This is a genomic window from Mesorhizobium sp. WSM4806 (assembly GCF_055811635.1).
In genome coordinates, this window is record NZ_JBVVQZ010000015.1 from 45548 (window position 1) to 70941 (window position 25394).

General features: G+C 62.5%; 21 protein-coding genes and 1 pseudogene. 5 read left to right on the forward strand and 17 right to left on the reverse strand.

The genetic code is table 11. The features are described 5' to 3' along the window. Positions 1-74 precede the first annotated feature (74 nt). Positions 75-1529 (forward strand): glutamate synthase subunit beta, encoded by a 1455-nt coding sequence (locus tag AC0L2M_RS22160; protein WP_473535900.1) that lies wholly within the window; start codon positions 75-77, stop codon positions 1527-1529. 170 nt (positions 1530-1699) lie between these two features. On the opposite strand, the gene AC0L2M_RS22165 is transcribed toward AC0L2M_RS22160, so the two are convergent. Both AC0L2M_RS22165 and AC0L2M_RS22170 read right to left on the reverse strand, forming a co-directional pair. After that, positions 1700-2935 (reverse strand): SGNH/GDSL hydrolase family protein, encoded by a 1236-nt coding sequence (locus AC0L2M_RS22165; protein WP_473535901.1) that lies wholly within the window; start codon positions 2933-2935, stop codon positions 1700-1702. A 127-nt stretch (positions 2936-3062) separates the two neighbouring features. Beyond that, positions 3063-4286, reverse strand: a complete 1224-nt coding sequence (locus AC0L2M_RS22170; protein WP_473535902.1) for a lytic murein transglycosylase — start codon at positions 4284-4286, stop codon at positions 3063-3065. A 212-nt stretch (positions 4287-4498) separates the two neighbouring features. Here AC0L2M_RS22170 and galU point away from each other — a divergent pair, with 212 nt between their 5' ends. Then, a complete protein-coding gene (gene galU / locus AC0L2M_RS22175; protein WP_023798070.1) occupies positions 4499-5404 on the forward strand; it encodes a UTP--glucose-1-phosphate uridylyltransferase GalU in 906 nt (301 codons plus the stop codon). A gap of 69 nt (positions 5405-5473) precedes the next feature. On the opposite strand, the gene AC0L2M_RS22180 is transcribed toward galU, so the two are convergent. Continuing rightward, on the reverse strand, positions 5474-7204 hold the full coding sequence (locus AC0L2M_RS22180) for an outer membrane beta-barrel protein (protein ID WP_128247071.1): 1731 nt from the start codon (positions 7202-7204) through the stop codon (positions 5474-5476). Positions 7205-7366: 162 nt separating this feature from the next. Here AC0L2M_RS22180 and AC0L2M_RS22185 point away from each other — a divergent pair, with 162 nt between their 5' ends. Beyond that, a complete protein-coding gene (locus tag AC0L2M_RS22185) occupies positions 7367-8368 on the forward strand; it encodes a KpsF/GutQ family sugar-phosphate isomerase (protein ID WP_023798068.1) in 1002 nt (333 codons plus the stop codon). Between the two features lie 76 nt (positions 8369-8444). Here the strand turns inward: AC0L2M_RS22185 and AC0L2M_RS22190 are convergent, their stop codons facing one another. The 10 genes and pseudogenes from AC0L2M_RS22190 to AC0L2M_RS22235 all read right to left on the reverse strand — a co-directional run bounded on the left by AC0L2M_RS22190 (position 8445) and on the right by AC0L2M_RS22235 (position 17385). After that, on the reverse strand, positions 8445-8915 hold the full coding sequence (locus AC0L2M_RS22190) for an NfeD family protein (protein ID WP_128170927.1): 471 nt from the start codon (positions 8913-8915) through the stop codon (positions 8445-8447). 4 nt (positions 8916-8919) lie between these two features. Continuing rightward, positions 8920-9870: an SPFH domain-containing protein gene (locus AC0L2M_RS22195; protein WP_027153246.1), complete on the reverse strand. Its 951-nt coding sequence runs from the start codon at positions 9868-9870 to the stop codon at positions 8920-8922. A 149-nt stretch (positions 9871-10019) separates the two neighbouring features. Next, positions 10020-11084: a ferrochelatase gene (hemH, locus tag AC0L2M_RS22200; RefSeq protein ID WP_128170928.1), complete on the reverse strand. Its 1065-nt coding sequence runs from the start codon at positions 11082-11084 to the stop codon at positions 10020-10022. 136 nt (positions 11085-11220) lie between these two features. Next, the gene (locus AC0L2M_RS22205) at positions 11221-13248 is read right to left on the reverse strand and encodes a 5'-nucleotidase C-terminal domain-containing protein (RefSeq protein WP_473535903.1); all 2028 of its coding nucleotides are present in this window, start codon (positions 13246-13248) and stop codon (positions 11221-11223) included. Positions 13249-13424: 176 nt separating this feature from the next. Next, a complete protein-coding gene (gene omp10, locus AC0L2M_RS22210) occupies positions 13425-13796 on the reverse strand; it encodes an outer membrane lipoprotein Omp10 (protein ID WP_128170933.1) in 372 nt (123 codons plus the stop codon). Between the two features lie 198 nt (positions 13797-13994). After that, positions 13995-15440 carry a homospermidine synthase gene (locus AC0L2M_RS22215; RefSeq protein WP_128247073.1) on the reverse strand — a complete coding sequence of 482 codons (1446 nt, stop codon included), beginning with the start codon at positions 15438-15440 and terminating at the stop codon, positions 13995-13997. A 184-nt stretch (positions 15441-15624) separates the two neighbouring features. Further along, positions 15625-15798, reverse strand: a complete 174-nt coding sequence (locus AC0L2M_RS22220; protein ID WP_287227824.1) for a hypothetical protein — start codon at positions 15796-15798, stop codon at positions 15625-15627. An 11-nt stretch (positions 15799-15809) separates the two neighbouring features. Further along, positions 15810-15959 (reverse strand): hypothetical protein, encoded by a 150-nt coding sequence (locus tag AC0L2M_RS22225; protein ID WP_473535904.1) that lies wholly within the window; start codon positions 15957-15959, stop codon positions 15810-15812. 198 nt (positions 15960-16157) lie between these two features. Further along, positions 16158-17154 (reverse strand): annotated as a pseudogene (locus AC0L2M_RS22230) (CobW family GTP-binding protein). Positions 17155-17241: 87 nt separating this feature from the next. Next, positions 17242-17385 (reverse strand): transcriptional repressor, encoded by a 144-nt coding sequence (locus AC0L2M_RS22235; RefSeq protein ID WP_473535955.1) that lies wholly within the window; start codon positions 17383-17385, stop codon positions 17242-17244. A gap of 596 nt (positions 17386-17981) precedes the next feature. Here AC0L2M_RS22235 and aztC point away from each other — a divergent pair. After that, on the forward strand, positions 17982-18965 hold the full coding sequence (aztC, locus tag AC0L2M_RS22240) for a zinc ABC transporter substrate-binding protein AztC (protein ID WP_128170932.1): 984 nt from the start codon (positions 17982-17984) through the stop codon (positions 18963-18965). Positions 18966-19049: 84 nt separating this feature from the next. Then, positions 19050-20261 carry a zinc metallochaperone AztD gene (aztD, locus tag AC0L2M_RS22245; RefSeq protein WP_287259387.1) on the forward strand — a complete coding sequence of 404 codons (1212 nt, stop codon included), beginning with the start codon at positions 19050-19052 and terminating at the stop codon, positions 20259-20261. Positions 20262-20389: 128 nt separating this feature from the next. Here the strand turns inward: aztD and AC0L2M_RS22250 are convergent, their stop codons facing one another. The 4 genes from AC0L2M_RS22250 to AC0L2M_RS22265 all read right to left on the reverse strand — a co-directional run bounded on the left by AC0L2M_RS22250 (position 20390) and on the right by AC0L2M_RS22265 (position 25304). After that, the gene (locus AC0L2M_RS22250; protein ID WP_473535905.1) at positions 20390-21052 is read right to left on the reverse strand and encodes an aminotransferase class IV family protein; all 663 of its coding nucleotides are present in this window, start codon (positions 21050-21052) and stop codon (positions 20390-20392) included. Further along, a complete protein-coding gene (locus tag AC0L2M_RS22255) occupies positions 21001-22149 on the reverse strand; it encodes an aminodeoxychorismate synthase component I (RefSeq protein ID WP_473535906.1) in 1149 nt (382 codons plus the stop codon). Before AC0L2M_RS22255 ends, AC0L2M_RS22250 begins: the two co-directional genes overlap by 52 nt. A gap of 173 nt (positions 22150-22322) precedes the next feature. After that, positions 22323-23114 (reverse strand): proton-conducting membrane transporter, encoded by a 792-nt coding sequence (locus AC0L2M_RS22260; RefSeq protein WP_473535907.1) that lies wholly within the window; start codon positions 23112-23114, stop codon positions 22323-22325. Between the two features lie 351 nt (positions 23115-23465). After that, entirely contained in the window at positions 23466-25304 is a 1839-nt protein-coding gene (locus AC0L2M_RS22265) for a M3 family oligoendopeptidase (RefSeq protein ID WP_287227811.1), read from the reverse strand. Positions 25305-25394: the final 90 nt, after the last annotated feature.

Sequence of the window (25394 nt, forward strand, 5' to 3'; positions counted from 1 at the left end):
AGGTTGCCATGGCTGCCTTATGAGGTTAACGGGTGCGTCGTCGAGCGCGCCATCTGGACAGCAGGGACTGGACTATGGGCAAGGTAACAGGGTTTCTCGAGATCGACCGGCAGGTGCACAAGTACCAGCCGGCTTCCGACCGCATCCGGCATTTTCGCGAGTTCACGCTGCCGATGTCGGACAAGGAGGTCGAGAAACAGGCCGCGCGCTGCATGGATTGCGGCATTCCGTACTGTCACGGGCCGACCGGCTGCCCGGTCCACAACCAGATCCCGGACTGGAACGATCTCGTCTACAATGGCGACTGGGCCAATGCGATCCGCAACCTGCATTCGACCAATAACTTCCCGGAATTCACCGGCCGCATCTGTCCGGCACCTTGCGAGGAAGCCTGCACGCTGAACCTCGAGGACATTCCGGTCGCCATCAAGACGATCGAGCAGGCGATCGCCGACAAGGCCTATGAAACCGGTCATATCCGGCCCTATCCGCCGGAAAGGAAGACCGGCAGGCGCGTCGCAATCATTGGCTCGGGGCCGGCCGGCATGGCGGCCGCCCAGCAGCTTGGCCGCGCCGGCCACGACGTTCACGTCTACGAGCGCGAGAGCCGGCCGGGCGGGCTGATGCGCTACGGCATCCCCGACTTCAAAATCGAGAAGCACTATATCGACCGGCGCATCGAGCAGATGCAAGGCGAGGGCGTGAGTTTTCATTGCGGGATCAATGTCGGCGTCGACAAGCCGGTGGCGGAGCTGCTCGCAGAATATGATGCGGTGCTCTATTGCGGCGGTTCGGAAACGCCGCGCCCGGCCAACATTCCCGGCGACGATCTCGACGGCGTGCATGACGCGATGCCTTACCTGGTGCAGCAGAACAAGCGCATCGGCGGCGAGCCGATCCAGTCGGTGGCGTGGCCCTCGCCGCCGATCGTCGCCGGCGGCCAGCATGTCGTCGTCGTCGGCGGCGGCGACACCGCGTCCGACTGCGTCGGCACTGCCTTCCGCCAGGGCGCCGTGCGTGTCACCCAGCTCGACATCCGGCCGCAGCCGCCGGAAAAGGAGGACAAGCTTTCGGTCTGGCCCTACTGGGCGACGAAGATGCGCACCTCGTCCTCGCAGGCGGAAGGCGCCGAGCGCGAGTTCCAGGTGGCGACGCTCGAATTCATCGGCGAGGACGGCGCGTTGACCGGCGTCAAATGCTGCGAGGTCGATGAAAAGCGCAAGCCGATCGCCGGCACGGAATTCGTCATCCGTGCGGATCTCGCCTTCATCGCTATCGGCTTTGCCGGGCCGGCCGCCGTCGGGCCGGTGTCGGAACTGGCTGGCCAGATGAAGATCGCCATCGACAGCCGCCGCTCGAACAACGTCGAGGCCAATGATCGCGACTACAAGACCAGCGTCGAAAAGCTCTATGCGGCGGGCGATGTGCGCCGCGGTCAATCGCTGGTCGTCTGGGCGATCCGCGAGGGCCGTCAGGCAGCGCGTTCGATCGACGAGGCGCTGATGGGATCGAGCGTGCTGCCGCGCTGAGACCGTTCGGAAACGCTACTCCCGCGGCCATCTGAGGGCGTTTTCTGCGCTTCCGGTGCCCGGAGCAGGTTTAATGCATGTCGCGCAAAAGTGTGCAGCGGTTTGCGATAACGACATGCTTAAAAAACAACCTGAAGCGCGTCGCATGGGGCCGGTCACAGCGACGCGCGTTAGGGAGTGATCGCCGTGGTCGTTTCGGGCACGGCCGCCGCCGCAGGCCGCTTCCTTGGCGGCCAGGAAAAATCGTCGGCGCGGCCGGGCGAAGCAGCTGATACCTTGCCCTCGACGAAGAGTTTTTCGCCAAGCCCGTCCGCCTTTGCCGGCGCTGCGGCGCCGAGAAGTTCCGTACCGCCGTCGAGTGCCGGATCGCTGAGCAGCATCGGCACGGTGCGATCGACGGCCATGGGTGTCGGCGCCGGCGCCCCGACCGGAGCGCCGGCTGGCGCATAAGCTGCCAGTGTGCCCGGAGGCGAGGTCATTCCAAGGATCTTCAGCAAGGGTTTTTCGGCATAGAAGGCGAGCTTGCGTTTGCCGGCTTTCGACACACGGATGCCGTCGTCGGTGCGCAGGCGCACCGGCTGGCCGTTGATGTCAGGCCCGCTGGTGACAAAGGCGCCTTCCTCGTCGACGAAACCGTCCCAGATGTCGACGAATTCGCCGCCGTGGCTCTCGGCCGTCGAGCGGTAGATGTCGTTGAAAGCCAGCATGTCGGAGGTCATCTTCGGCGCCTTGAAGGCCGGCATGCCGACCCACAGATACGGCACCTTGGCCGATGCAATGGCCTTGCCGAACGCATCGGTACGGCGTTCGTATTCCTCGGTCCACGCTTCGGTCCGTGGCTGTTCGCGTTCACCGTTCACGCGCATCTGCTGCCGATCGTTGGAACCCAGCATGACGATCACGGCCGCGGGCTTTTCGGTCTCGATCAGCGACTTGATCTGTTCGGGCCAGTTGTAGAAATCGTCACGCACAAAACCGGACGAACCATTGCTGCGGACGACGATCCTGACCTTGTTGTTTTCGGCAAAGGCGGTGTCGAGACCCTCGGCGAGGCCGGTCGCCATGAAATCGCCGACCACCAGAACGGTGCGGGCATCCGGCGCCTTCTGGACAATGGGGGCTGCCGGCTCAGCCGGCCGGCGCGGCGCGGCACGCGACTTTCTGACTTTTGGCTTGCGTGGCCCGATCCTCTGAATCCGTCGCGGCTCAATCAGTCGCGGCGGCTCCACCCGCTCGCTTCGGCGCAGAAACAACAGGTCGCGCAGCGACCAGCCACGCCTTTGTTCTTCCTGCGCCACGGCCGGCGTGTGAAAGACGGCGGCAGCGCCGACGGCCAGGACGGCAATAGCCAGAATCAGGATCGGCACGCGACGAAGGATCACACGGATACGCGCAGCCGAAACCAATTACCGTCTCCATCCCTAAAGAGCGCCGGACTCTGATACAACCGTGCCGCCGCTCTACCTTAAGTTGAGCATCGGATTTCCTCAAAACCGGTTTGGGTCCGATGCTCCAGGTCTGCCCTATGCGAGACTAGTTCTGCCTGAGCCATTTGAGCACTTCCATGCTCGGATGTCCGTCCTGGGTCAAGCCAGCCTTCGCCTGGAAGGCCATGATGGCGGCTTTCGATCCCTCGCCGATCTTGCCGTCGAACTTGCCGTCATAGTAGCCGTACTGGGAAAGCCGTTGCTGAAGCTCCTGCCTCTCCTCGAAGGAGAGCTTCGTGAAAGGCCGCTTCCAGTCCTGCACAAGCCCGCCATAACCGGCGATTTCGTCGGCAAGAAGGCCAACGGCAACCGCATATTTGTCGGCATTGTTGTAACGCTTGATGACCGAAAAATTCTTGACCATCAGGAAAGCCGGGCCGCCACGGCCGCCTGGCACCTTCAGCGTGGCCTTCTCCCCACTCTTGAACGGCTTGCCGTTGGCACGCGTGACACCCAGCGCTTGCCATTGCGACAACGACTTCGATCCGGCCGGGAACTTCTTTCCGTCGGGAAGGCTGACTTCATAGCCCCAGGTCTTGCCGGCCTGCCAGCCGTTCTTCCTGAGCAGATTGGCGGCCGTTGCCAATGCATCGGGAATCGAATTCCAGATGTCGCGCTTGCCGTCGCCGTCCATGTCGACCGCATAGGCCTGGTAGCTGGTGGGAATGAACTGGGTATGGCCCATGGCGCCGGCCCATGAGCCACTGAGGTGGCTTTTATCGATGTCGCCCCTTTGCAGGATTTTCAGCGCCGCGATCAACTGTGTGCGGGCAAACTTCGATCGTCTCGAATCAGCATAGCCAAGCGTTGCCAGTGAACGCACGACATTGCGCATGACATCGTCGCGCTTGAGGATTTCGCCGTAGTTCGATTCCATCGACCAGATCGCCAGCAGGATGTGACGGTCGACGCCGTATCTTGCCTCGATCCTGTCCAGCCACGGCTTCCACTTCCTGGCCATCTGCTTGCCAACAGCGACCGACTGGTCATGGACGCGGTTGTCGAAATAGTCCCAGGCGGGCGCGGTGAATTCGGGTTGATAACGCGCTTTTTCCAGCACGACCGGGTCGGCATCGCTGATGCCCTCGAATGCGCGGTCGTAAACGGCGCCGGAAACGCCGCTCCGCACCGCGGTGGCGCGGAAGCTCGCCACCCATTGCCGGAAACCGGTGTCGGCAAAAACCGATCCGGTGGGCATCAGCAAGGCAAGCGAAAGGCTGGCGGCCGCAACGATGCTGGTGAAGCGCTTTGCGGCGTCGCGAACGGACATCTTTTCCTCCTTCTTCATCACAGGAAGATCATTCATCGCCTAACCCGGTTAGCATTTAGTTTACCATAGGTGCCGTTGGGAACGAAAAGGCGGGTTGGTGCTTTACGGACTACAGATTTTTTCTGACCAGCCGTTCCATAATCCCAGATTCCGGCACGAAAATGTCTTGAAGCGGGATTGCCGAACAGCCTTAGAAGCGGATATTTGACAGCATGAAGAGAGTTCGCAAGGCAGTTTTCCCGGTCGCTGGCCTCGGCACGCGTTTCCTCCCGGCCACCAAGGCCATACCCAAGGAAATGCTGACCGTCGTCGACAGGCCTGTCATCCAGTATGTGGTCGACGAGGCACGCGAAGCCGGCATCGAGCATTTCATCTTCGTGACCGGACGCAACAAGGCGGTCATCGAGGACCATTTCGACGTTCAGTTCGAACTCTATGACACGCTTGCCCAACGCGGCAAGGACGACGAGCTCGCCCGCCTGCAGCGGCTGCAACCTTCGCCAGGGCAGACCAGCTTCACCCGCCAGCAGGTGCCGCTTGGCCTTGGCCATGCCGTCTGGTGTGCCCGCGAGCTGGTCGGCGACGAGCCCTTCGCGCTGCTTTTGCCCGATATGATCATGCAGTCCGAAAAAAGCTGCATGAAGGAGATGGTCGAGCTTTATGCCGAGACCGGCAACAACATCGTCGCGGTTCAGGAATGCGACCCCGCCGAGGCCCATAAATACGGCATCGTCGGCCGAGGCGAGGATACGCATCACGGTTTCCGCATTACCGGCATGGTGGAAAAGCCGAAGACCGGCACGGCACCCTCCAACCTATACATCAACGGGCGCTACATCCTGCAGCCGGAGATATTTGGGATACTCGAAGGCCAGGAGAAGGGCGCCGGCAACGAGATACAACTCACCGATGCGATGCTGAAGCTGGAGAAGCAGCAGCCCTTCTATGGCTGCCACTACCGAGGGCGCACCTTCGATTGCGGATCGCCGGAAGGCTTTGTCGAGGCCAACGTCGCCTTCGCGCTGTGGCGCAGCGACATGAACGGACGCATGGCGGGCGTTATCAGCAAGCTTCTCGACGAGATGAAACCGTCAGAGCAGCGGGGCGCGGCGTTCTAACCCCCGGGCTAATGCATGCGCGCAAAAGCATGCCCTCGGGCCTGAACCGAGGGTGCGCGGCGGCTTGGTTTACGGCTGCAGCGTCACCCCGACAAAGATGCTGTGGGCGGTGTAGTCGCGGCCCTCGATGTTGCTGGTCTGTTTTTCAGTTCTGGCGCGGGTGGTCAGTCCGGCATATCGGTTCAGCCACCATGTCAGTCCGGCCTCGGCGCTCAGCGTCAGATCCTGGCCGTCCGACCCGATGTAGTCGCGCCAGTCTACGCCGAGAGCTGCGTTGCCGATCAGGTTGGCACGGATTTCCCGTTCGGCGGTGAGGAGGCCGGAGTAAAGGATGGTGCCGCTTTCGTCGGCGGTTGTCGTGCCCTCGACGATCGTCTGCCCGGTGAGGCCGATCGTGGTGCCGCGTTGCGGCGACCATCTGAGGTCGGCGTTCACCGTGGCACCCGAAATTGCCGGCAGGCGGTCATCGTCGATCGCCTCGCGCAGCCAGCCGGCCGAGAACTCGCCGGCAAGCTTCTCGCCGAGGTCGAGCTCGGCGCCGGCCCGAACCCCAAGCCGCGTCGAGGATCGTTCGAAACCATTGCTGTCGACCCGCAAATCATAGACCCGGCGGCCGATTTCGACCTCGGTGAAAGGGGTGATGGCGGGCGAAATCTCATAGCCGGTGCGCAAGGTGGCGGTATAGAGCGTGGAATCGCGGTCTTTCTGCGACAGCGTTCCGCCCGTCGAAAGCCTGGCGTCGCCGTAGATGTCGTGTTCGACTGCGCCGGTCAGGGCGAAGCGCATCTTGCCGGCATCCTTCTCGACCGCCAGGCTGCCATCAATGGTCTGGCGCACCGGCTGCTCGGCGGTGCCTTCGATGACGACCGGCGAGGAAGCCGATTCCGGCGCCGCCTCGTAACCGAGCTTGGCGATAGCGCGCAGATCGTTGTCGAAGTCGACATTGAGCGTGCCTTCGACACGGCCGCGCGCCTCCTCAACCTCGTCGCCCGATAGGGTCTTGAGAAAGGTCCCGTAGCCGTCGACGATAGCCGAATTCTCCCGCCAGTCGGAGATCGCGTTGAAGCGCAGCGTCGTTTCCGACAGCAGGGCCGGCTTTCCTTCGCTGCTTGAATCGGCATTCGATGAGGCCTTCAGGCCTTGCTCGAGCGTCGGCCTGATCACGAAGGAGCCGAGTTTGATACCGGTGGCGGCGAACGGATCGTCCTCGGCCCTCCTGTCGCGGCCTTCGATGGCTTCGGCGCGCTCGGCGCCCGGATCGAGTTGCTGCCTGTCGGCGGAATCGATAGTCACGGCACGGGAATTGATTGGGTCCGTCTCGGCGGTGTCCTCGTCATCCGTCGGGGCCGTCGCCGCGGTGGCGGCCTGTGTCTCGGCGGCTTCGTCCTGATCGGCTGCGCCCTGGGTTGCGCTCGATGGCCGGCGCGGCGGGACGGGAACGGGGGCGTCCGCAAACGGATCGTCGGTTGCTTCCGGCGGATCAAAAATGCTGCCGGTCGCGGGTGCCGCGTCGTCGTCCTGCACGGCGCCCGGGCTGGCCGGCTGATAGGCGGGCGTCGGCGCAGTGCTCTGGGTGGTTGCACCGGCCTGCGCCGTCTGATCCTGGGCGATGCTCAATTGCCTGGTTTTGCGCTGCTGGTCGTCCAGAATCGCCGATTCCGAAACCTCGCCGCGCAGCTCGGTTACCTGGGCATAGGGCTGCGCAGGCCGCAGCAAGGCGAAGACGCTGGTCGCCAGCAGCAAGGCGCAGACCGCCTTGCCGTTTCGTCTTCTTTTCTTTTCAGGCGGGGCCCCGGACATCGCTACCACTGCTTGCGCGGCGCACGCGCGCCATACTTACCGAACCGTAAACGGGGATGGTTAACGTCGGGTTGAGGCGGCGGTCGATCAAAGCCCACTTGACGGCTGACGGATGGCAATTCCGTTGGACAGGCGCGCAGCAAAGCGCTAATCGCATCAGCCATGCATGCGGGATCCCCAGACAAGAAGCGGCTCGATGGGCAGGCTTCGATCGCCTCGGCGCTTAGAACGGTAGCGACCGAGCAGGCCGGTGTCGCGGCGCTGGCGGCCGCGCTCGAAAACGGATTGACCGAACCGTTCGCGCGCGCCGTCGATATTGTGTCGCATATCGCTGGCCGCGTCATCGTCACCGGCGTCGGCAAGAGCGGCCATATCGGCTCAAAGATCGCGGCGACGCTCGCCTCGACCGGCACGCCGGCTTTCTTCGTCCATTCTGCCGAAGCCAATCATGGCGACCTCGGCATGATCGCCAGGGACGACGCCATCATCGCCATATCGTGGTCGGGCGAGAGCCGCGAGCTCAAGGGCATCATCGCCTATTCCAGGCGCTTCTCGATTCCGCTGATCGCAGTCACTGCCGGAGAGCGATCGGCGCTGGCGCGGGCGGCCGATGTGGTGCTTTTGCTGCCGCGTGCGTCGGAAGCCTGCCCGCACGGCCTGGCGCCGACGACATCGACGCTGCTGCAACTGGTGATCGGCGATGCACTGGCCATCGCGCTGCTCGAAGCGCGCGGCTTCACGCCGGATCATTTCCGCACCTTCCATCCCGGCGGGCAACTTGGCGCCAATCTGACGCAGATCCGCGAGATCATGCATGTCGGCGACAGGCTGCCGCTGGTGCCTTCCGGCACTGGAATGCAAGAAGCGATCCTCGAATTGTCGCGCAAGGGGTTTGGCTGTGTGGCGATAACCGCTGCGGATGGTGCGCTGATCGGCATCATCACCGACGGCGACATCAGGCGCCACATCGGCAGCAATCTTCTGGCGATGAGCGTCGATCAGGTCATGACCAAGGAGCCGAAGACGGCCGGACCGGATACGCTGGTGGCGACCGCGCTGCAGACGATCAACAGTTCGACCATCTCCAGCCTGATGGTTGTCGAAGGCAGACGGCCGGTCGGACTTGTCCATCTGCACGATCTGCTGCGCATCGGCGCGGCCTGAGCTCGCCAGAGCGAATCGAAACAGTCTCTGAGAGACATCAGGCCTGTTTGAAAAGTCGCCCGCCGAGATGGTCGGATCAGTCCAGGACCGCCTCGACCGTCAGTTCCAGATCGGCGTCGGCCGCGCCCGTCACGCGCACCTGCGTGCCGGCCGGCAGGTCGGGGCCGGAGACGCGCCATAGCGTATCGCCCAGCTTTACGCGGCCGCGGCCGTCCCTGATCGGCTCGTCCAGGGTGGCCATCCTGCCGATCATCTGTGCGCCGCGGCGGTTGAGCAGTGGCTGATCGGTGCCATCATCGCGCCCACCCACCAGTCTCTTGCCGACATAGGTTGAAACCAGCGACATCGCCAGGAAGGCGAGAACCTGGATCTGCCAGGTCCAGAAGTCCGCGTCCCAGATGAGCAGGGACACCACGCCGATCAGCAGCGCGGCGATGCCGATCCACAGCATGAATATGCCCGGTGCGATGACCTCCATCACCAGGAGGACGAAGCCGAGAACCATCCAAACCCAGGGGCCGAGTTCGGAAATGATGCGTTCGAACATGGCCTCAGGTCTCGCTGGGACGAACCACGGGCGGGCGTGCAGCTTGCCGCGTGGTGCCGGCAGTGCCCTCGCTGCCGAAGACTTCCTTGGCAATCGCGCCGATGCCGCCGAGCGTGCCGATCAATGACGAAGCTTCCATAGGCATCAGCACGACCTTGCTGTTTGTGGCGGAGCCGATCCTGGTCAGTGCTTCGGTGTATTTCAGTGCAACGAAGTAGTTGAGCGCCTGCACGTCGCCCTTGGCGATCGCTTCCGACACCACTTGCGTGGCGCGGGCCTCGGCCTCGGCCGAGCGTTCGCGCGCCTCGGCGTCGCGGAAGGCGGCTTCCTTGCGGCCCTCGGCTTCCAGGATCTGCGACTGCTTGAGGCCTTCGGCGTCGAGGATCTGCGCGCGCTTGTTGCGCTCGGCCATCATCTGGCGCCCCATCGATTCGACGAGATTGGCCGGTGGATTGATGTCCTTGATCTCGACGCGGGTGATCTTGATGCCCCAGGGATGCGCCGCCTCGTCGACGACGCGCAGAAGGCGTTCGTTGATGGCGTCGCGGTTCGACAGCAGCTCGTCGAGGTCCATCGACCCCATCACGGTACGGATGTTGGTCATCGTCAGGTTGAGGATGGCGTTCTCCAGCCCGGCGACCTGGTAGGCGGCCTGCGCCGCGTTGAGCACCTGGTAGAAGGCGACGCCGTCGACGGCGACGGTGGCGTTGTCGCGGGTGATGATCTCCTGCGTCGGGACGTCGAGCACCTGCTCCATCATGTTCAATTTGGAGCCGATGCGGTCGACGAACGGCACGATGAGGTTGAGGCCGGGGCTCAATGTCCTGGTATAACGGCCAAAGCGTTCGACGGTGTAATTGTAGCCTTGCGGGATTGTCCGGATGCCTTTGAAAAGCACGAGCACGACAAGAGCGACAAGAACAAGAAGCGCGATATCGAAACCACTGAAATCCATTTGGCTCTCCCTCAGATGCCGGCCACGGAAATGTTTCAACGCGAGCGACTTCACCAAACACTTAAGTGTGTTTCAGGAACGTTACAATCAGGTGATAGTGGATTACCGGTGCATAGAAAGCCGGTTGGCGGCGCTCGATTGTATCGGCTTCACACCCAACCCGACAGTTCGCGCCGCACCATCGCCTCGATCACCGCCATGCCCTCGGCACTGTCGTTGAGGCAGGGAATATGCGCGAACTTTTCGCCGCCGGCATGATGGAAAGTCTCGGCCGCCTCCCTGCCGATCTCGTCCAGCGTCTCGATGCAGTCGACAGAAAAGCCCGGATTGACGATGGCGATCGATCTCACGCCTTCTCCGGGCAATTTCTCGACCATCTTGTCGGTGTAAGGCTGCAGCCACTCCTGCGCGCCGAAGCGCGACTGGAACGTGGTGATCAGCTTCTTCTCATCCCAGCCGAGCTTTTCCCGCAGCAGCCGGGTCGTCTCAAGGCAATGGGCCTGATAGGGGTCACCCTTGTCGGAATAGGGTTTCGGAATGCCGTGATAGGAGGCGATGACCATTTCCGGCTCGAAATCGAGGCTCGCCAGATGGCGCTCAATCGACGCGGCGAGCGCTTCGATATAGACCGGTTCGGCATAGTAGGGCGGCACGCTGCGGATCGCCGGAGCGCGGCGCATCTTCATCAGCGCGCGAAACAGCTGGTCGTTGGCGGTCGCGGTCGTGGTCGCGGAATATTGCGGATAAAGCGGAAAAGTCAGAATGCGGTCGCAGCCCTGCGCGACCAGCCCTTTGGCGACGCTCTCGGTCGAAGGATTGCCGTAACGCATTGCCCAGTCGACGCTGACGCCGGGCAGGTCGCGCAGCGCCTCGGTCAGCTTTTCGCTCTGAGCGCGGGTGTAGGTGCGCAGCGGCGACTCGTTGCGCTGCCGATTCCAGATTCTCGCATAGTTGGCGCCCGACTTCTTCGGCCGCGTGGTGAGTACCAGCCCGTAGAGGATCGGATACCAGATCGCCTTGTTGAGCTCGATGACGCGCGGATCGGACAGGAATTCCCTGAGATAGCGCCACATCGGCTTGAATTCGGTGCCGTCGGGCGTGCCGAGATTAACCAGCATGACGCCGATCCTGCCCGCCCCGACCGGCGGCTGTCCTGCCGGCAGTGGGCCGACGACCTTCGCGGCTTTTCGATCGGCAGGGTTGGAAAGCGTCATAACGGGTCTCCGGACACTGCGCGAAACTAGCGATGCCGCGCCGGTTTTCAATGCAGCGTCTGGCCGCACCTTATCAGCGAAAGCAGAAAAACCCGCCCAGTTAGCCGGACGGGTTTTCCAACGATGACCGAAGAATTCAGTTTGCGGCCGGGATGGTCAAGGTTGCGCCGACGGGAAGGCGGCGCGGCTCGTAGTCCTTGTTGGCATCGGAGATCGTTTTCCACCTGGCGCCATCGCCATAGGCCTTTTCCGCCAGGTCCCAATAGGTATCGCCGGCAACGATCACATGGCTGCTTTCGGCCGGCGTTGCCTCGGCCGGCTTTGCCGGTTCCGCCGCAGGCGCCGGTGCCGCCTCGGCTGGCTTGGCCGGCTCGGCAGGCGCCGGCGTTGCCGGGGCGGGTTCCGCCGGCACGGCTGGCGGTGTCGTGGCTATATCGTCCGAACCCGCCGGCGGTTCGGGCATCGCCGTGTCCGCAGCTGCGGCTGGAGCCGTTTCTGCTGGTTTTGCGGGCTCGGCCGGAGCGGGAGCCTCGGCCGGTTCCGCGGCGGCGGCGGCCGTGATTTCGGTGATGCGGCCATCGAGCTTCGGCGTATAGGGCCGATGCGCGCCGAGATAATCGGCGACCACCTGTTCGAGGCCCGGACCGTAATCGTAGGCGTTCTTGGCCTTGTCGGCGAAGACCCTATAGCCGTCGCCGCCCTGGCGCACAAAGTTGTTGGTGGCGACCAGGTAATCCTTATCCGGATTGATCGTGGTCCACGCGCCGCCTTGCATGACTTCGACCGACTTGACGCGCCCGGCATTCGGGGCGGCCGATTTGTCGAATGAATACTTCAGGCCGGCAACCTGCGGGAAGCGTCCGGCGCCGTCCTCGATCTGGCTGAGACCGTTCTCCAGCCCGGCAACCAGATCCCTGCCGGAAATCTGGAAGGTCGCCACTGTGTTCTGGAACGGCAGCACGTTCAGCACCTCGCCCATAGTGACGGTGCCCTGGTCGATCGAAGCGCGCAGGCCGCCGCCATTCGTGACGACGATCTGCACACCCTGGTCCTTGACGCGGTCGAGGACGGCATCGGAGACAAGATTGCCTATCTCGCACTCGCGGGTGCGGCAGTTCTCACGGCTGCCGTCGATCGCCTTCGTGGTCTCGGCGACCTCCTTGTTCTTCAACGCCTCGATCGGCGCGCCAAGCTCCTTGATGCGGGCAAGCACGGCGGAATCCGGCGTGATCGACTTGTCGAGGTAGATCGGGTCTCCGCTGGCTTGCTTGACGACGCCGTTGTCGTCGAACACGACCTTGAACTCGCCGAGATATTTCGAAAAGGACGCCGCCTGGACGACCGGCACCTTGTAGCCGTCCGGATTGTCGACCATCGTCGGGTAGGGGCCTTCAGCCTTGGGGTCGGTGTTGGACAGCAGCGAATGGCTGTGGCCGCCGACCACCACGTCGACACCCGGGATCTTGGCGATGACGTCGCGCTCGCGCTTGTAGCCGATATGGGTGACCGCGATGATCTTGTTGACGCCTTCTCCCTTCAGCTTCTCGACCTCTGACGTGATCAACTTGACGTCGTCCTCGATCGTGACGTTAGGGCCTGGCGAAGTGAGTTCCGGCGTGTCGTTGGTGACCGCGCCGACGACGCCGATCTTCTGGCCGCCGACCTCGATCACAACAGACGGTTTCACGCGGTCACCGAGCTTGGATTGCGCGTTGGCCTTCACGTTGGCGCCGAGCACCGGAAACTTGATCATGTCCAGGAACGGCGCCAGCGCCGCCTCGCCGTCGTCGAACTCGTGATTGCCGACCGCCATGGCGTCGAATTTCATCTGGTTGAGGAATTCGCCTTCGGTCTTGCCCTTGTAGGTCGTGTAGAAGAGCGAACCCTGGAAATTGTCGCCGGCACTGAGCAACAGCACGTTCTGGCCTTCCAGCTTCTTGCGCTCCTGGATGATCGCGGTGATCAGCCGCGCCGCGCCGCCGATGCACTCGCCCTTGGTCTCCTCTTCGGCCGAGCAGGTCGATTCATATTTGTTGTTGCTTTCGATGCGGCTGTGCCAGTCGTTGATGTGCAGGATGTTCAGCGTGTAGTCGGCAAAGGACATGCCGGTCGAAAGGCCAAGCGTAGACGCCGACAGGGCGGCAATGGCGGCGGTCTTCTTCATCTTCGTCTCCCGGATGACCTGTTTATGCCCTTGCTCGACTGGAACATAACAGCCGGCTTTTCGCCAATGTTCACATCGCGTTTTAGCCGATGCAAGCGGAATCGGGCCCAGCTTTGCCGGCACAAAAAGACGGCGGCCTCAAGCCGCCGTCCTTTGCAAAAGCATTCAGTATGGGCTCAGGTGCGTCGCGTCAGCACAAAGTTCTGCCCGCTCACGCTGGTGCAATTAAGCTGCGAGGTGGAGATCAACAAGCAGTTGAAGCTGATCGGCGTCTGGCGGATCAGCGAAGTGCCCTGGATTTGGACCGAGGTGCCGCCGGTCATGGCGTAGCTGCCGTCGGCAAGCTTCTGGCCGGTGTCGGTGGCGACGGTCTTGAAGCTGCCGCCGGCGAAGGTCGACAGGCCCGTGCCCTGCGCGTCGATCCATGAGCCTTCGACCGGACTCCGCGTGGCCGATGGTGGCCCGCCCGGGCCGGCGGTGGTGCACGCCGCCAAGGCGGCAGCGGCCGCGACAATGCCGGCCGAAAGCAATTTGCGCGCAATCGTCATGATCAAGATCCTCTCCTCTCGCATTGGCCCGAAAATCGATGCGATTTTTCGGAAAGCACGATGCGTACACTCGAACCACCAGAGCGTACTTTGTGCGTCCAAATGGATGCACGTCGCTCCAGGCCGCCTTCCTTCAATCGCCCGATTTCCAGACGATTGCAAGGCAGTGAGACATTGCTTTCGAACGAGGATGTTGAACTATCGAACGAGGATGTTGCGGAATTGCCATGGGTCGTTTTTGTCGAGGTCTTCCGGGAACAGCCCAGGGCGGTTGTCGAGCGGCGTCCAGTCGGTGTAATAGCCCTTGATCGGCCCGAGATAGGGCGACTGCACTTCCAGGCATCGCCTGTAGTCCATCTCGTCCGCCTCGACGATGCCGGCCTCGGGATTTTCCAGCGCCCAGACCATGCCCGCCAGCACTGCCGAGGTGACCTGCATGCCCGTCGCGTTCTGATAAGGCGCCAGCTTGCGCGCCTCCACCAGCGACAGCTGCGAGCCGTACCAATAGGCGTTCTTGTCGTGGCCGTAGAGCAGCACGCCGAGCTCGTCGACACCGTCGACCAGTTCGTTTTCATCGAGCACGTGATGCACCGGTTGTGCGTTGCCGGCAGCGCCGAACATTTCGTGCAGCGACAGCACGGCGTCATTGCAGGGATGGTAGGCGTAGTGGCAGGTCGGGCGATATTGGACCTTGCCCTTCTTGCCGCGCAGGGTGAAGAAGTCGGCGATCGAGATCGACTCGTTGTGGGTCACCAGGAAGCCATATTGCGGGCCCGGCGTCGGGCACCAGCTGCGCACACGCGTGTTGGCGCCCGGCTGCTCCAGATAGATTGCGGCCTTCGAGCCATGCTTGTGCTTCTTGCCGTTCTTCGGCATCCACGTCTCATGCGTGCCCCAGCCGAGCTCGGCCGGTTGAAGCCCTTCCGAGATGAAGCCTTCGACCGACCAGGTATTCCAGAACACGTTCATCGGCTTCGGCTTCTTGGTGCGCTGTGTGTCGCGCTCGGCAATGTGGATACCTTTGACGCCGGCCTTCTTCATCAGCCTGGCCCAAGCTTCGCGATCGTGCTGCGCGGGCTCGGAGAATTCGAGGCCAAGATCGGTGGCGAGGTTGACCAGCGCCTGCTTGACGAACCACGAGACCATGCCTGGGTTGGCGCCGCAGGTGGAGATTGCGGTCGCCCCGCCGGGGTGCGCGCGCTTTTCTTCGATCATGGATTCGCGCAGCGCATAATTGGTGCGACTGCCAGTGTCGGCCTTCGTGTCGAAATAGAAGCCGAGCCATGGCTCGACGACGGTGTCGATGTAAAGCACACCCAGCTTGCGACAGAGCCGCATCAAATCCACCGAGCCGGTGTCGACCGACAGGTTGACGCAAAAGCCCTGGCCACCGCCTTTGGTCAGCAGCGGCGTCAAAAGCTTCTTGTAGTTCTTGCTGGTCACCGCATCCTGCATGAAGGTGATGTCGCGCTCGTCGAGCAGCTTGCGATCGGTATCGCGTGGGTCGATGACCGTCATGCGCGACTTGTCGAACTTGAAATGGCGCTCGATCAGCGGCAGCGTTCCCCGTCCGATCGAGCCGAAGCCGATCATCACGACAGGGCCGGTGATCTCACCGTAAACGGGCCAGTTTTCATTCGCCATTTTATCGATTACTCCCTCAGATAGGCTGAAAAGCCGGGCAAACAGACGCAAAGCGGAGCATTTTTTTTGCCCGACCGCCACGCGCTACAACCACAGATCATTGTCATAAACCAGCGAAAAGCCGCGAGCTACGCCGCATTCGTCATGTGGTTAAGGAGGACGACCAGTCGCTGACGGTCGGCGGTCATTTCCCGAGTTGGCCCTTGTAGTCGAGTTGGGCGAAGTCGGCCGCCCGCAATGGCGCGGCGAAAGATGCGGCGAGCACCAGCTCTCGTCGATGGTTCCCGATCTCGGTCACATTCCGGTGACACTCGGTAAGCGCAACAGCTTCGGTCGAGAGGCCGAACACTCTGCGCATGTCCGATCCATTCACCCTCGCGGCAGATCGCGCGAGGTCACATCGGCGATTGCCTTGCGAAGCCGGATCGTCTCGATTTTCTCGCCGGGACGCAATATGCCGATCACCGTTTCGATGTCGGGACAGCCATTTTTGCGGCATACCAGCTCCGTGACGGACACGACGACATCGTCATCGAGCCCGCAAGCCCTGCGAACCCAGACCTTGATCTGTCTGGTCTTCTCCGGAAGGGCAAGGCCGCGGGGCGAGTGAGTTCGCGAGACGGTTCATATCCAATCCCGTCCCGAAGACGAAGGCGCTCGGCCAGAGCAACGGGATAAAAGACGCGCGCTGTCGTCGGCCTTGCCGAACCTATGCATTCAGCGCCACCAGCGTGTCCATTTCGGCGCGGCATTTGAGGAAGCCGTCAGGCCTTTGGGCAGGTTGCGGCCGATAAATACCAGGCGGCTGACGCGCTTCTCCCCCGCTTTCCAGGGCTTTCCAGGGGCGCTGGTGATCGCCTTCGAGCAGCATGTGGACGGCCTGAACGACAAAGCGGTGTTCATCGCCCTCGAACGCCAGGATGCCTTTCATGCGCAGCATGTCGATGCCGAATTTCTGTGTGATCATCTGGATCCACGGCAAGAACTTGCGCGGATCGATCGAAGCTTCCGTGACGAGAAAGAAGCTGGTGACGTGATCGTCATGCACATGGTTGTGGCCCGCGTCGAGAAAGTCCGGCTCGACTTCGAGGACACGGTTCAGATCGAACGCGCCGCGATCCAGAACCTCGTCGAGTGGAACGTTGCAACGTATGGAATGCTTGATCGCAGCCGTCGGGTTGATCCTGCGAATGCGCGCCTCCACTGCCTTGAGTTCGGCCTGCGCCACCAGGTCGGTCTTGTTCAGTATGACGATATCGGCGAAGGCGAGTTGCTCCTGCGCCTCGTGGGCATGATCCAACTCGCCGAGGAGATGCTTGGCATCGGCGACGGTGATGATCGCATCGAGTGTCGTCTTCTGCCTCACATCGTGGTCGACGAAGAAGGTCTGGGCGACGGGGGCGGGATCGGCAAGGCCGGTCGTCTCGATCAGGATGGCGTCGAAACGGTCTCTGCGCCGCATCAAGCTCTCAATGATCCGGATCAGGTCGCCGCGCACCGTGCAGCAGATGCAGCCGTTGTTCATCTCGAAGACTTCTTCGTCGGTATCGACGATGAGGTCGTTGTCGATGCCAATCTCGCCGAACTCGTTGACGATCACGGCGTACCGCTTGCCGTGCTGTTCGGACAGGATGCGGTTGAGCAGCGTCGTCTTGCCGGCGCCGAGGTAGCCGGTAAGAACCGTGACGGGCATTTTCTGGGCTTCAAGCGGCATAGTCGTCTCCGGATGTTGGATTGCGGATTTCAGCTGGGTCAGGCGCGAGCCGATTGGATCGCCCGTAGACGGAAGACTGGCGTCTGTTCAATGCGCGCAAGCCTCGCACAGACCCGAAAGCTCCACCGTGGCCGAGTTGGTTTGGAAGCCCTGCCGTCGGGCAATCCGGCGCAGCACCCGCTCCAATGCCGGGTCATGAACCTCACTTGCGCGCCCGCAATTCGCGCAGATTGCAAAGGCGGCGCGCCCATAGGGTGCCGCATTCGCTGTGGACGCAAGAGCGCAAACGCGCTCAGGCTCTCGATCCGGTGAACCAGGCCCTGCTCGACGAGCCGATCCAGAGCGCGATAGATCTGTAGCGGCGAGCGGAGCCCTTCCTGGCGAAGAAGTCCAAGCAGTTCATAGGCCCCCATCGGCCTCTCGGAGCGCGTCAGCGCGTCGAGTACCAGCTGCTGGTTGCGTCCAGGCATCCGCTGTTCCCTCGTGTTCCAGGCAGTTTTGAGCACAATGGCGAGCGTCAGTAATAGTATAACATTTTGGATTGACGAACGTGATAACATAACATAACGGATCGTCAAGAGCGGGGCTGACTTCGATGGCTCCCGCGGTGATGGATCGAATGGCTGCTTGTGTGATCTTTCAAGACCTGACGCATCAAGACCTGCCGCTGGGCCGCAACAGCGTGCCTCGATGGGATCGTACGGCCCGGCGATCATTTGTCGGCGGGCACGATCCACATTCCCTTTTATCTCTGCCGGGGCGCGCGGCTGCTCGCCACGCGTCCGGCGCATCTCCCACAGAACCGCTTGAACAAAGGAGTCGATCGAATGTCCAGGACGCTAAAACTCGCCGCCGTGATAGGCGCTATAACATCGTTGCCAATCGCTCCGTCGGTGGCCGCTGCCGAGAACCTTAGGGTTGTCGCCAGTTTCTCGATCATCGCCGATTTTGCCAAGAATGTCGGCGGCGATCGTGTCGACATCGTCACGCTGGTCGGCCCGAATGGTGACGCCCATGTCTACGAACCAAAGCCGGCCGACGCGGCAACCGTCGGTTCGGCCGACGTGGTGCTGGTCAACGGCCTCCAGTTCGAGGGCTTCCTCCAGCGTCTCGTCGAGGCGAGCGCGACGAAGGCGCCGATCGTGGAATTGACCAAAGGCGGCGAGGTGTTGCGCAAGACCGAGGAAGAAGGTCACCACGATCAGGATAAAGCCGCCGAGGGCGGGGAAAAACACGCCGCGGCGGAAGAGGGCCATGAGGAAGGGCACCATCATCACGGCGAGTCCGATCCCCATGCATGGCAGTCCGTGCACAATGCCGAACTCTATGTGAAGAACATCGCCGACGCCTTCTGTGCCGCCGATGCAGCCGGCTGTGATACTTATCGGGCCAATGCCGAATCATACGGCCAGCAGCTCGAGGCACTGGAAGCGGAGATCAAGGCTGCCGTAGCTGAGATCCCCGAGGACAAGCGCACGATCATCACTTCCCACGACGCCTATGGCTATTTCGAACACGAATACGGCATAAAATTCCTGGCGCCGGAGGGCGTCTCCACCGAATCCGAGGCATCAGCCTCCAACGTCGCGGCCCTGATCAAACAGATCAGGCAAGACAAGGCTTCGGCAATCTTCGTGGAGAACGTCACCAATCCGCGCCTGGTCGAGCAGATCGCCAGCGAGACGGGCCTGAAAGTCGGCGGTGAGCTCTACTCCGACGCCCTGTCGGATAAGAACGGTCCGGCTGCGACCTATCTGGAGATGATGCGGCACAACGTCACGACGATCAAAGGCGCGATCCTCGGAAGCTGACCGCCAGCCTGTGATGGAAAGGCGGAGCAATCCGCCTTTTCCTCGATTACCAATAGTCATGTAATAACATTCAAGGAGAATACCGTGAGGACAAATTGGGCGTCAGCCACGGCCATCGCGCTGCTTGTGTCCCTATCAACAAGTGCTGCCCACGCCGAGGAGGTGACCGCATGGCGCCTCTTCATCTCGGACCACGCGGACCCGAAGGTGACCGTAATCGATGCGGTCGATGGCGAAAAGCTCGACACGTTCGAGATCAAAGGGCCGGCGTCGCTCCATCGCAGCGAAAGCGGCAGGACCGTGTTTGCCGTGCAGGGCTCGGCCGGCGTCGTTGCCGGGATCGCGAGCGGCATTTCCTTCGAGGACCACGGCGAGCACGGCGACATCGACGTCGAAGCGCCAAAACTTGCCGGCGTCGAGATCACGGGCAAGAAGCCGTCGCATTTCGTCGAGCATGACGGCGACTTCGCCGTTTTTTTCGACGGCGAGGGTGTCGCCCGCATCATCTCCGAGAAGTCGGCCCTGGAAGGCAAGCCGGATTTCAGGGAAGTGAAGACGGACGCGCCGCAGCACGGCGTCGCAGTCGCCTTCGGCTCCCATGTCCTGCTGTCGGAGCCGAACCGGGAAAAGCCGGACGAGCTTCCGGTCGGCATCAGGGTCGCTGACAAGGCCGGCGCGCCGATCGGCGGCAGCCACGCCTGCCCAGACCTCCACGGCGAGGCGTCTTCCGGCAATATCCTGGCTTTCGCCTGCGCGACCGGCCTGCTTGTCGTCAGCCATGGCGACGGCAGCCCGGCGATCCGTCATCTGCCCTATGCCGACAGCCTGCCTGATGGCAAAACGACGACGCTGATCGGCGGCAGAGGCCTGCAATATTTCCTCGGCAACTACGGCGCCGACAAGGTGGTGCTGATCGATCCGACGATCGAGAGCGACGCATTCCGGCTGATCAACCTTCCGACGCGCCGCGTGCATTTCGCGGTCGACCCCGTTCGTGCCAAGTTCGCCTACGTCTTCACCGAGGACGGCCAGCTTCACCAGCTCGACGTCGTGAAGGGGGAGATCGCAAACTCGCTCAAGCTGACCGACCCCTATTCGATGGACGGTCACTGGAGCGATCCGAGGCCGCGTGTCGCGGTCGCCGGCGACAAGATCGTGGTCACTGACCCACTGCAAGGTGTGCTGCATCTCGTTGACGCGGCGTCGTTCGAGAAAACCGGCGACATTGCCATCGAAGGCAAGCCCTTCAACATCGTTTCCGTCGGCGGCTCCGGTCAAACCCACGAAGGCGAATAGTCGCTCCTCCCAAGCGGCTGCCGCGCGTCCGGCCCATTCCTTCTCGGGCCGGACGCATCTTCTCCAACTCGCAAGGGAACCATGCTCGAGACCCAGCAATGGGCGCATCGTCCGGCACCGATTGCATTTCAGCCAAGCCGTGCCGGGATCAGTCCGCGCAGTGAATTGCCGACGAACAGCGCTTTGGCCGACTTCAGATCATCCAGGCTGTAGATTGCTTCGCGGGCGCGGCCTTCGTCCAGCAATTCGCCGCGCAACATGCCAGGCAGCAAGCCGCAATCGAGCCGCGGTGTTGCCAGCGCTCCGTCACCGAAATCGGCGAAGAGATTGGTGATCGTGCCCTCACAGATTTCGCCGCGCTCGTTGGCCAAGAGAACCTCGTCAGCCCGGCTGATCAGATATTCGGCCCGCGCCCGCTGATAGATATCCCGGCGGCTCGTCTTGTGGCGCAGCAGCGTGTCGCTTGAATCAAGCCGCACCCGCGCCAGCTGCAGCCTCCAGACCTTGTCGGCTGCGTGCGGCTCATAAGGCAGCGCCGAGACCGTCACCTTGCCGCTGCGCGACAGGACCAGGCGTGTGCGCAAGGCTATGTCGGGCCGGTCGACGGCGTTCCTGAGCATCTCGCCGACCTTCTGCGGATCGCAGGCAAAACCCAGTTCGGCCGCCGAGCCATAAAGGCGTGCCAAATGGCGGTCGAAACGGAGGAAGCCCTGGCCCGGCTGCCAGCGCATGGTTTCGATCAGCTCGAAATCGGCGGTGTTCCCGTCGCGTAGCGCGCTTTCAGCAGGCACTCCTGATACTCCTCCTCGGCCGTCGAATCGAAGACGACGCCGCCGCCGACATTGTAGACGGCCTCGCCGCCGGAAAAGAGCGATATGGTGCGGATCGCCACCGAAAAGCGCATCGTGCCGCCGGGCGCGATCCAGCCGATCGCGCCGCAATAGACGTCGCGCGGCGTGGCTTCCAGATCGTGCAGGATTTCCATGGCGCGGATTTTCGGGGCGCCGGTGATCGATCCGCATGGAAACAGCGCAGCGAATATCCGGCGGATGGTGAGGTCGGGCAACAGCTTGGCCCGCACGCGGCTCACCATCTGGTGGACGGTCGGGTAGCTCTCGATGCGGAAAAGCTCCGGCACCTCCAGCGTGCCGACTTCGCTGATCAGCGAAATGTCGTTGCGCAGGAGATCGACGATCATCCGGTTCTCAGCCTGGTTCTTCTCGTCATTGAGCAAGAACGTCTTCAGCCGCTTGTCCTCCGCCTTGGTCGCGCCGCGCGGGGCGGTGCCCTTCATCGGATGCGTCTCGATCATGCCTGCGGCGTCGATCTCGAAGAACAGTTCCGGCGAACGCGACAAGACGACCGGATCGCCGAGCGCGATCAGCGCGCCGTATTTCACCGGTTGGCGCTCCGTCAGCGCATCGAAGGCGGCCAGCGGATCGCCCGACCATTGCGCATGAACCGGAAAGGTCAGATTGCCCTGATAGCAATCACCCTTGCGAATGTGATTGTGGAGCCGGGCAAAGCGTTTTGCGTAGTCTTCCGAAGTCCAGGCGGCCTTGGCGTTGAAGATCGGGGCGTCGAAGATCGGGCCGTTGGTCGACGGCACGACCGGCTGTTCGACAGGCGCGTCGAAGATCCCCAGGCAGACAAACGGGGCGCGGCGTCCGCCCGGCAGCAGCGGAACGAGCTTCGGCTCGAGCAGGTAGCCGGCCTCGTAGGAGAAATAGCCGGCCAGCCATTTGCCGGCGTCATGCGCGGCCTGCGCAATGTCCAGCGCCGGCAGGAAATCCTCTGCCTCATGCGCCACGATGATGTCGGCCGGCTGGTCGAAGACGAGCTGATGAGCGCGCTCGTCATTTCGAAAAATTGCAGAGGGCAGGGGCATGGGACTCTGATGCTGCGATCGATGACGCCAGCTATCGCTTTATATGGCGGCTCGATCGCGCGCAATCGAGAGACCGGCGTCTCAAGACGCAAACGCAGCTTGGTGCAAAAAGCAAACCGGCGGCACCTCGCGGGCGTCGCCGGTCTCTTATGTGCTCGATTCCGGCAGGCAATTCAGGTGTTGCTCCCGGTCCCCGCGGTCGGGAAGCGGCGCGCGAATTCCTCCTCATCGCCGGCGGCAAGCAGTTTCGCCTGCTCGATCCAGCGCTCACGCTCGATGCGGCCGTCGAAGTTCAACGTCTCCTCGATCCGCTTGACGTCGGCGGCCGTCCAGGCGGCGATTTGCGCGTAGGTCGTCACTCCTAGCCCGTGGAGCAGTCGCTCGTTGGCCGGGCCGATGCCGATCAGGCGACGCAGATTGCTGGCTTTGCCCACCGCCGCCTTTGTTGTCGCGGCTTTCTGTGCCGCTGGCGCAGCGCTCTTTGGTGCAGCACTGGTTTTCGATGCGGGAGGTTTTGGCGCACTTGCCTGCGACGGACTCGCTTTCGATGCACTGGCCTTCGGCGCGGCTGCCGCCTTCCCGGCCGCCGGTTTCTTGGACGTGGTCTTTGCTGGCCCGGACCTAGCCGGCCCGGTCTTGGCCGGCGTCGCCTTGGCGGGCGTCGTGTTGGCCGGCGCGGATGTCGCCATCAATGCCGGCGGTGCCGGGATTGCTGCCTTTGTCGCACCGGCCTTGGTGCCTTGCGCCTCGCCCAACTGGCGCTCCAGGTCGGCGCGGGCGCCGCGGCATACTTCCAGCTCACGGGTCAGGCGGTCGGCGTCGGCGCGAAGCCTGTCGCGCTCGCTGCGGGTGCGGCCCATGTCACCGCGCAGGCTGTCGAGATCGCCACGCGGGCGTCCCCAGATGAACCAGCCAGCCAACACACCTACCAGGAACGCCAGGAGCATGTAGAAAAAAGTGCCCATTGTCTCTCTCCAGTCCGATCCATCTGCCGTGGCCTGGGACCTTGGCACAAGGACCATTCAATGGTGGCTCCGCTGCTCGTGGAACAGCCGGCTTAAATCGCGCTGTCGGCGACCGGCTTTCCTGCCATGGCCAACGGCGCTGTCGCAATCGTCGAAGCGCCGTGACCGGCCGAAGATTTGGCCGCGCCCGACTGAGCTTGAGGCGGGACGCTATCATACACCTTCCGGAAAGCTAACGGAAAAATTCCATGGAGTTATTTAAGAACAGATATTTAGGGAAAGAATAGAATGGCCTTCAATATGCATTGCGGCTAATCTGTTCTGTCGAACCTGGATGTTCAGCGCTGTGCGTCAATTGTCCAAAGCTTCGAGCTCGTCGATCAGCTCGCCGATCACGCCAAGGCCGATCTGCCAGAAAGCAGGATCGGTGGCATCAAGACCGAAGGGAGCCAGGAGCTCGGAATGATGCTTGGTGCCGCCGGCGCGCAGCATGGCAAAATATTTGTCCTGAAAGCCACGCTCTGCATTCTGATAGACCGCATAGAGCGAATTCACCAGGCAGTCGCCGAACGCATAGGCGTAGACGTAGAAAGGCGAATGGATGAAGTGTGGAATATAGCTCCAGAAGACCTCGTAACCCTCGCGCAGCTTGATCGCCGGCCCGAGGCTTTCCGCCTGCACCTCCAGCCAGAACTGGCCGAGTCTGTCCGATGTCAACTCGCCGTTTTTGCGCTCGGCATGCACCTTGCGCTCGAACTCGTAGAAAGCGATCTGGCGCACGACCGTGTTGATCATGTCCTCGACCTTCTGGGCAAGCATGGCCTTGCGCTCGCGCTTGTCGGTGGTCTGGTCCAGCAGCGAGCGGAACGTCAGCATCTCGCCGAAGACGGACGCCGTCTCGGCCAGTGTCAGCGGCGTCGAGGCCATCAGCGCGCCCTGGCTTGCGGCGAGCACCTGATGCACGCCGTGGCCAAGCTCATGCGCCAGCGTCATCACGTCGCGCGGCTTGCCCATGTAGTTGAGCAGGACATAGGGATGCGCCGACGGCACGGTCGGATGCGCGAAGGCGCCCGGCGACTTGCCAGGCCTTACCGGCGCGTCGATCCAGTTGCGGTCGAAGAAAACCCGGGCAATCTCCGCCATATCAGGTGAAAAGCGCTGATAGGCGGAAAGCACCGTGTTCTTGGCCTCGTCCCAGCCGATGATCGCTTGCGGGGTTTCCGGCAACGGCGCGTTGCGGTCCCAGTGGTTCATCACTTCCATGCCGAGCCAGCGCGCCTTCATCGCGTAGTAGCGGTGTGACAGGCGCGGGTAAGCGTCACGAACGGCTGAGGCCAGGGCATCCACCACGCTGCGCTCGACGCGGTTGGCGAGATGACGCGAATCGGCAATGTCGGCGAAGCCGCGCCAGCGGTCGGAAATCTCCTTGTCCTTGGCCAGCGTGTTGGTGATCAGCGTGAACGTGCGCAGATTCTTGCGGAAGGTTGCGGCCAGCGCTTCAGAAGCCCGGCGGCGCACCTCGCCATCGGCGTGCTGGAGGCGGTTCAGCGCCGGCTCCAGGGTCAGCTCTTCGCCATCGATGTCGAAGCGCAGATCGGTCATCGTCTCGTCGAACAAGCGGTTCCAGGCGCCGCGTCCGGTAATCGACTTCTCGTGGAGAAGCTGCTCGACCCGGTCTTCGAGCTGGTAGGGTTTGTCCATGCGCAGATCAAGCACCCACGGCCGGTAGTGAGCGAAGGCAGGATCGGCAGCAAGCGCGGTTTCGATCGCGGCATCGTCGACAAGATTCAGTTCGAGCGCGAAAAACAGAAGATGCGCGCTGGCGTCGGTCATCTTCTCCTGAATGTCGCCATAGAGCTTGGCGCGCTGCGGATCCGCGGTGTTGCCGGCATAGATCAGTCCGGCATAGGAGACGATCCGGCCAATCAGTTCCTCCAGCGCCTCATAGGCGGCAAGCGCCTCGCCCAGCCTGCCGCTGTCGGCACGCTCCGCCTCGGCGGCGAGCGTGCCTTTCCAGCGGCTCTCGAAGCTGATGGCATCGGCGATCGCCTTTGAAATGTCGCGTTTCAGCTCGGGGGCGCCCATGCCCGAATAGAGATCGGCGAGATCCCATTCCGGCAGATCACCGAGCTCCGCCGCGCCCTGACCGGACGCCGCCGCCGCAAGCTGCCGACCAAAAACCATGCTCATTGCCGACACTTTCCAGTTTGTCAAAGGGCCAAAGAATCAATGGGATGAGAAAGCCGGTCAAATCCTAAGCAATTCGTTCACCGGGTTTTT

Bases quoted from the DNA above. Each gene is read 5' to 3' on its own strand.
- AC0L2M_RS22160 (WP_473535900.1), top strand. From the start codon at position 75: ATGGGCAAGGTAACAGGGTTTCTCGAGATCGACCGGCAGGTGCACAAG.
- AC0L2M_RS22170 (WP_473535902.1), bottom strand. From the start codon at position 4,286: ATGTCCGTTCGCGACGCCGCAAAGCGCTTCACCAGCATCGTTGCGGCC.
- galU (WP_023798070.1), top strand. From the start codon at position 4,499: ATGAAGAGAGTTCGCAAGGCAGTTTTCCCGGTCGCTGGCCTCGGCACG.
- AC0L2M_RS22180 (WP_128247071.1), bottom strand. From the start codon at position 7,204: ATGTCCGGGGCCCCGCCTGAAAAGAAAAGAAGACGAAACGGCAAGGCG.
- AC0L2M_RS22185 (WP_023798068.1), top strand. From the start codon at position 7,367: ATGCATGCGGGATCCCCAGACAAGAAGCGGCTCGATGGGCAGGCTTCG.
- AC0L2M_RS22190 (WP_128170927.1), bottom strand. From the start codon at position 8,915: ATGTTCGAACGCATCATTTCCGAACTCGGCCCCTGGGTTTGGATGGTT.
- AC0L2M_RS22195 (WP_027153246.1), bottom strand. From the start codon at position 9,870: ATGGATTTCAGTGGTTTCGATATCGCGCTTCTTGTTCTTGTCGCTCTT.
- hemH (WP_128170928.1), bottom strand. From the start codon at position 11,084: ATGACGCTTTCCAACCCTGCCGATCGAAAAGCCGCGAAGGTCGTCGGC.
- AC0L2M_RS22205 (WP_473535903.1), bottom strand. From the start codon at position 13,248: ATGAAGAAGACCGCCGCCATTGCCGCCCTGTCGGCGTCTACGCTTGGC.
- omp10 (WP_128170933.1), bottom strand. From the start codon at position 13,796: ATGACGATTGCGCGCAAATTGCTTTCGGCCGGCATTGTCGCGGCCGCT.
- AC0L2M_RS22215 (WP_128247073.1), bottom strand. From the start codon at position 15,440: ATGGCGAATGAAAACTGGCCCGTTTACGGTGAGATCACCGGCCCTGTC.
- AC0L2M_RS22220 (WP_287227824.1), bottom strand. From the start codon at position 15,798: ATGCGCAGAGTGTTCGGCCTCTCGACCGAAGCTGTTGCGCTTACCGAG.
- aztC (WP_128170932.1), top strand. From the start codon at position 17,982: ATGTCCAGGACGCTAAAACTCGCCGCCGTGATAGGCGCTATAACATCG.
- AC0L2M_RS22255 (WP_473535906.1), bottom strand. From the start codon at position 22,149: ATGCCCCTGCCCTCTGCAATTTTTCGAAATGACGAGCGCGCTCATCAG.
- AC0L2M_RS22260 (WP_473535907.1), bottom strand. From the start codon at position 23,114: ATGGGCACTTTTTTCTACATGCTCCTGGCGTTCCTGGTAGGTGTGTTG.
- AC0L2M_RS22265 (WP_287227811.1), bottom strand. From the start codon at position 25,304: ATGAGCATGGTTTTTGGTCGGCAGCTTGCGGCGGCGGCGTCCGGTCAG.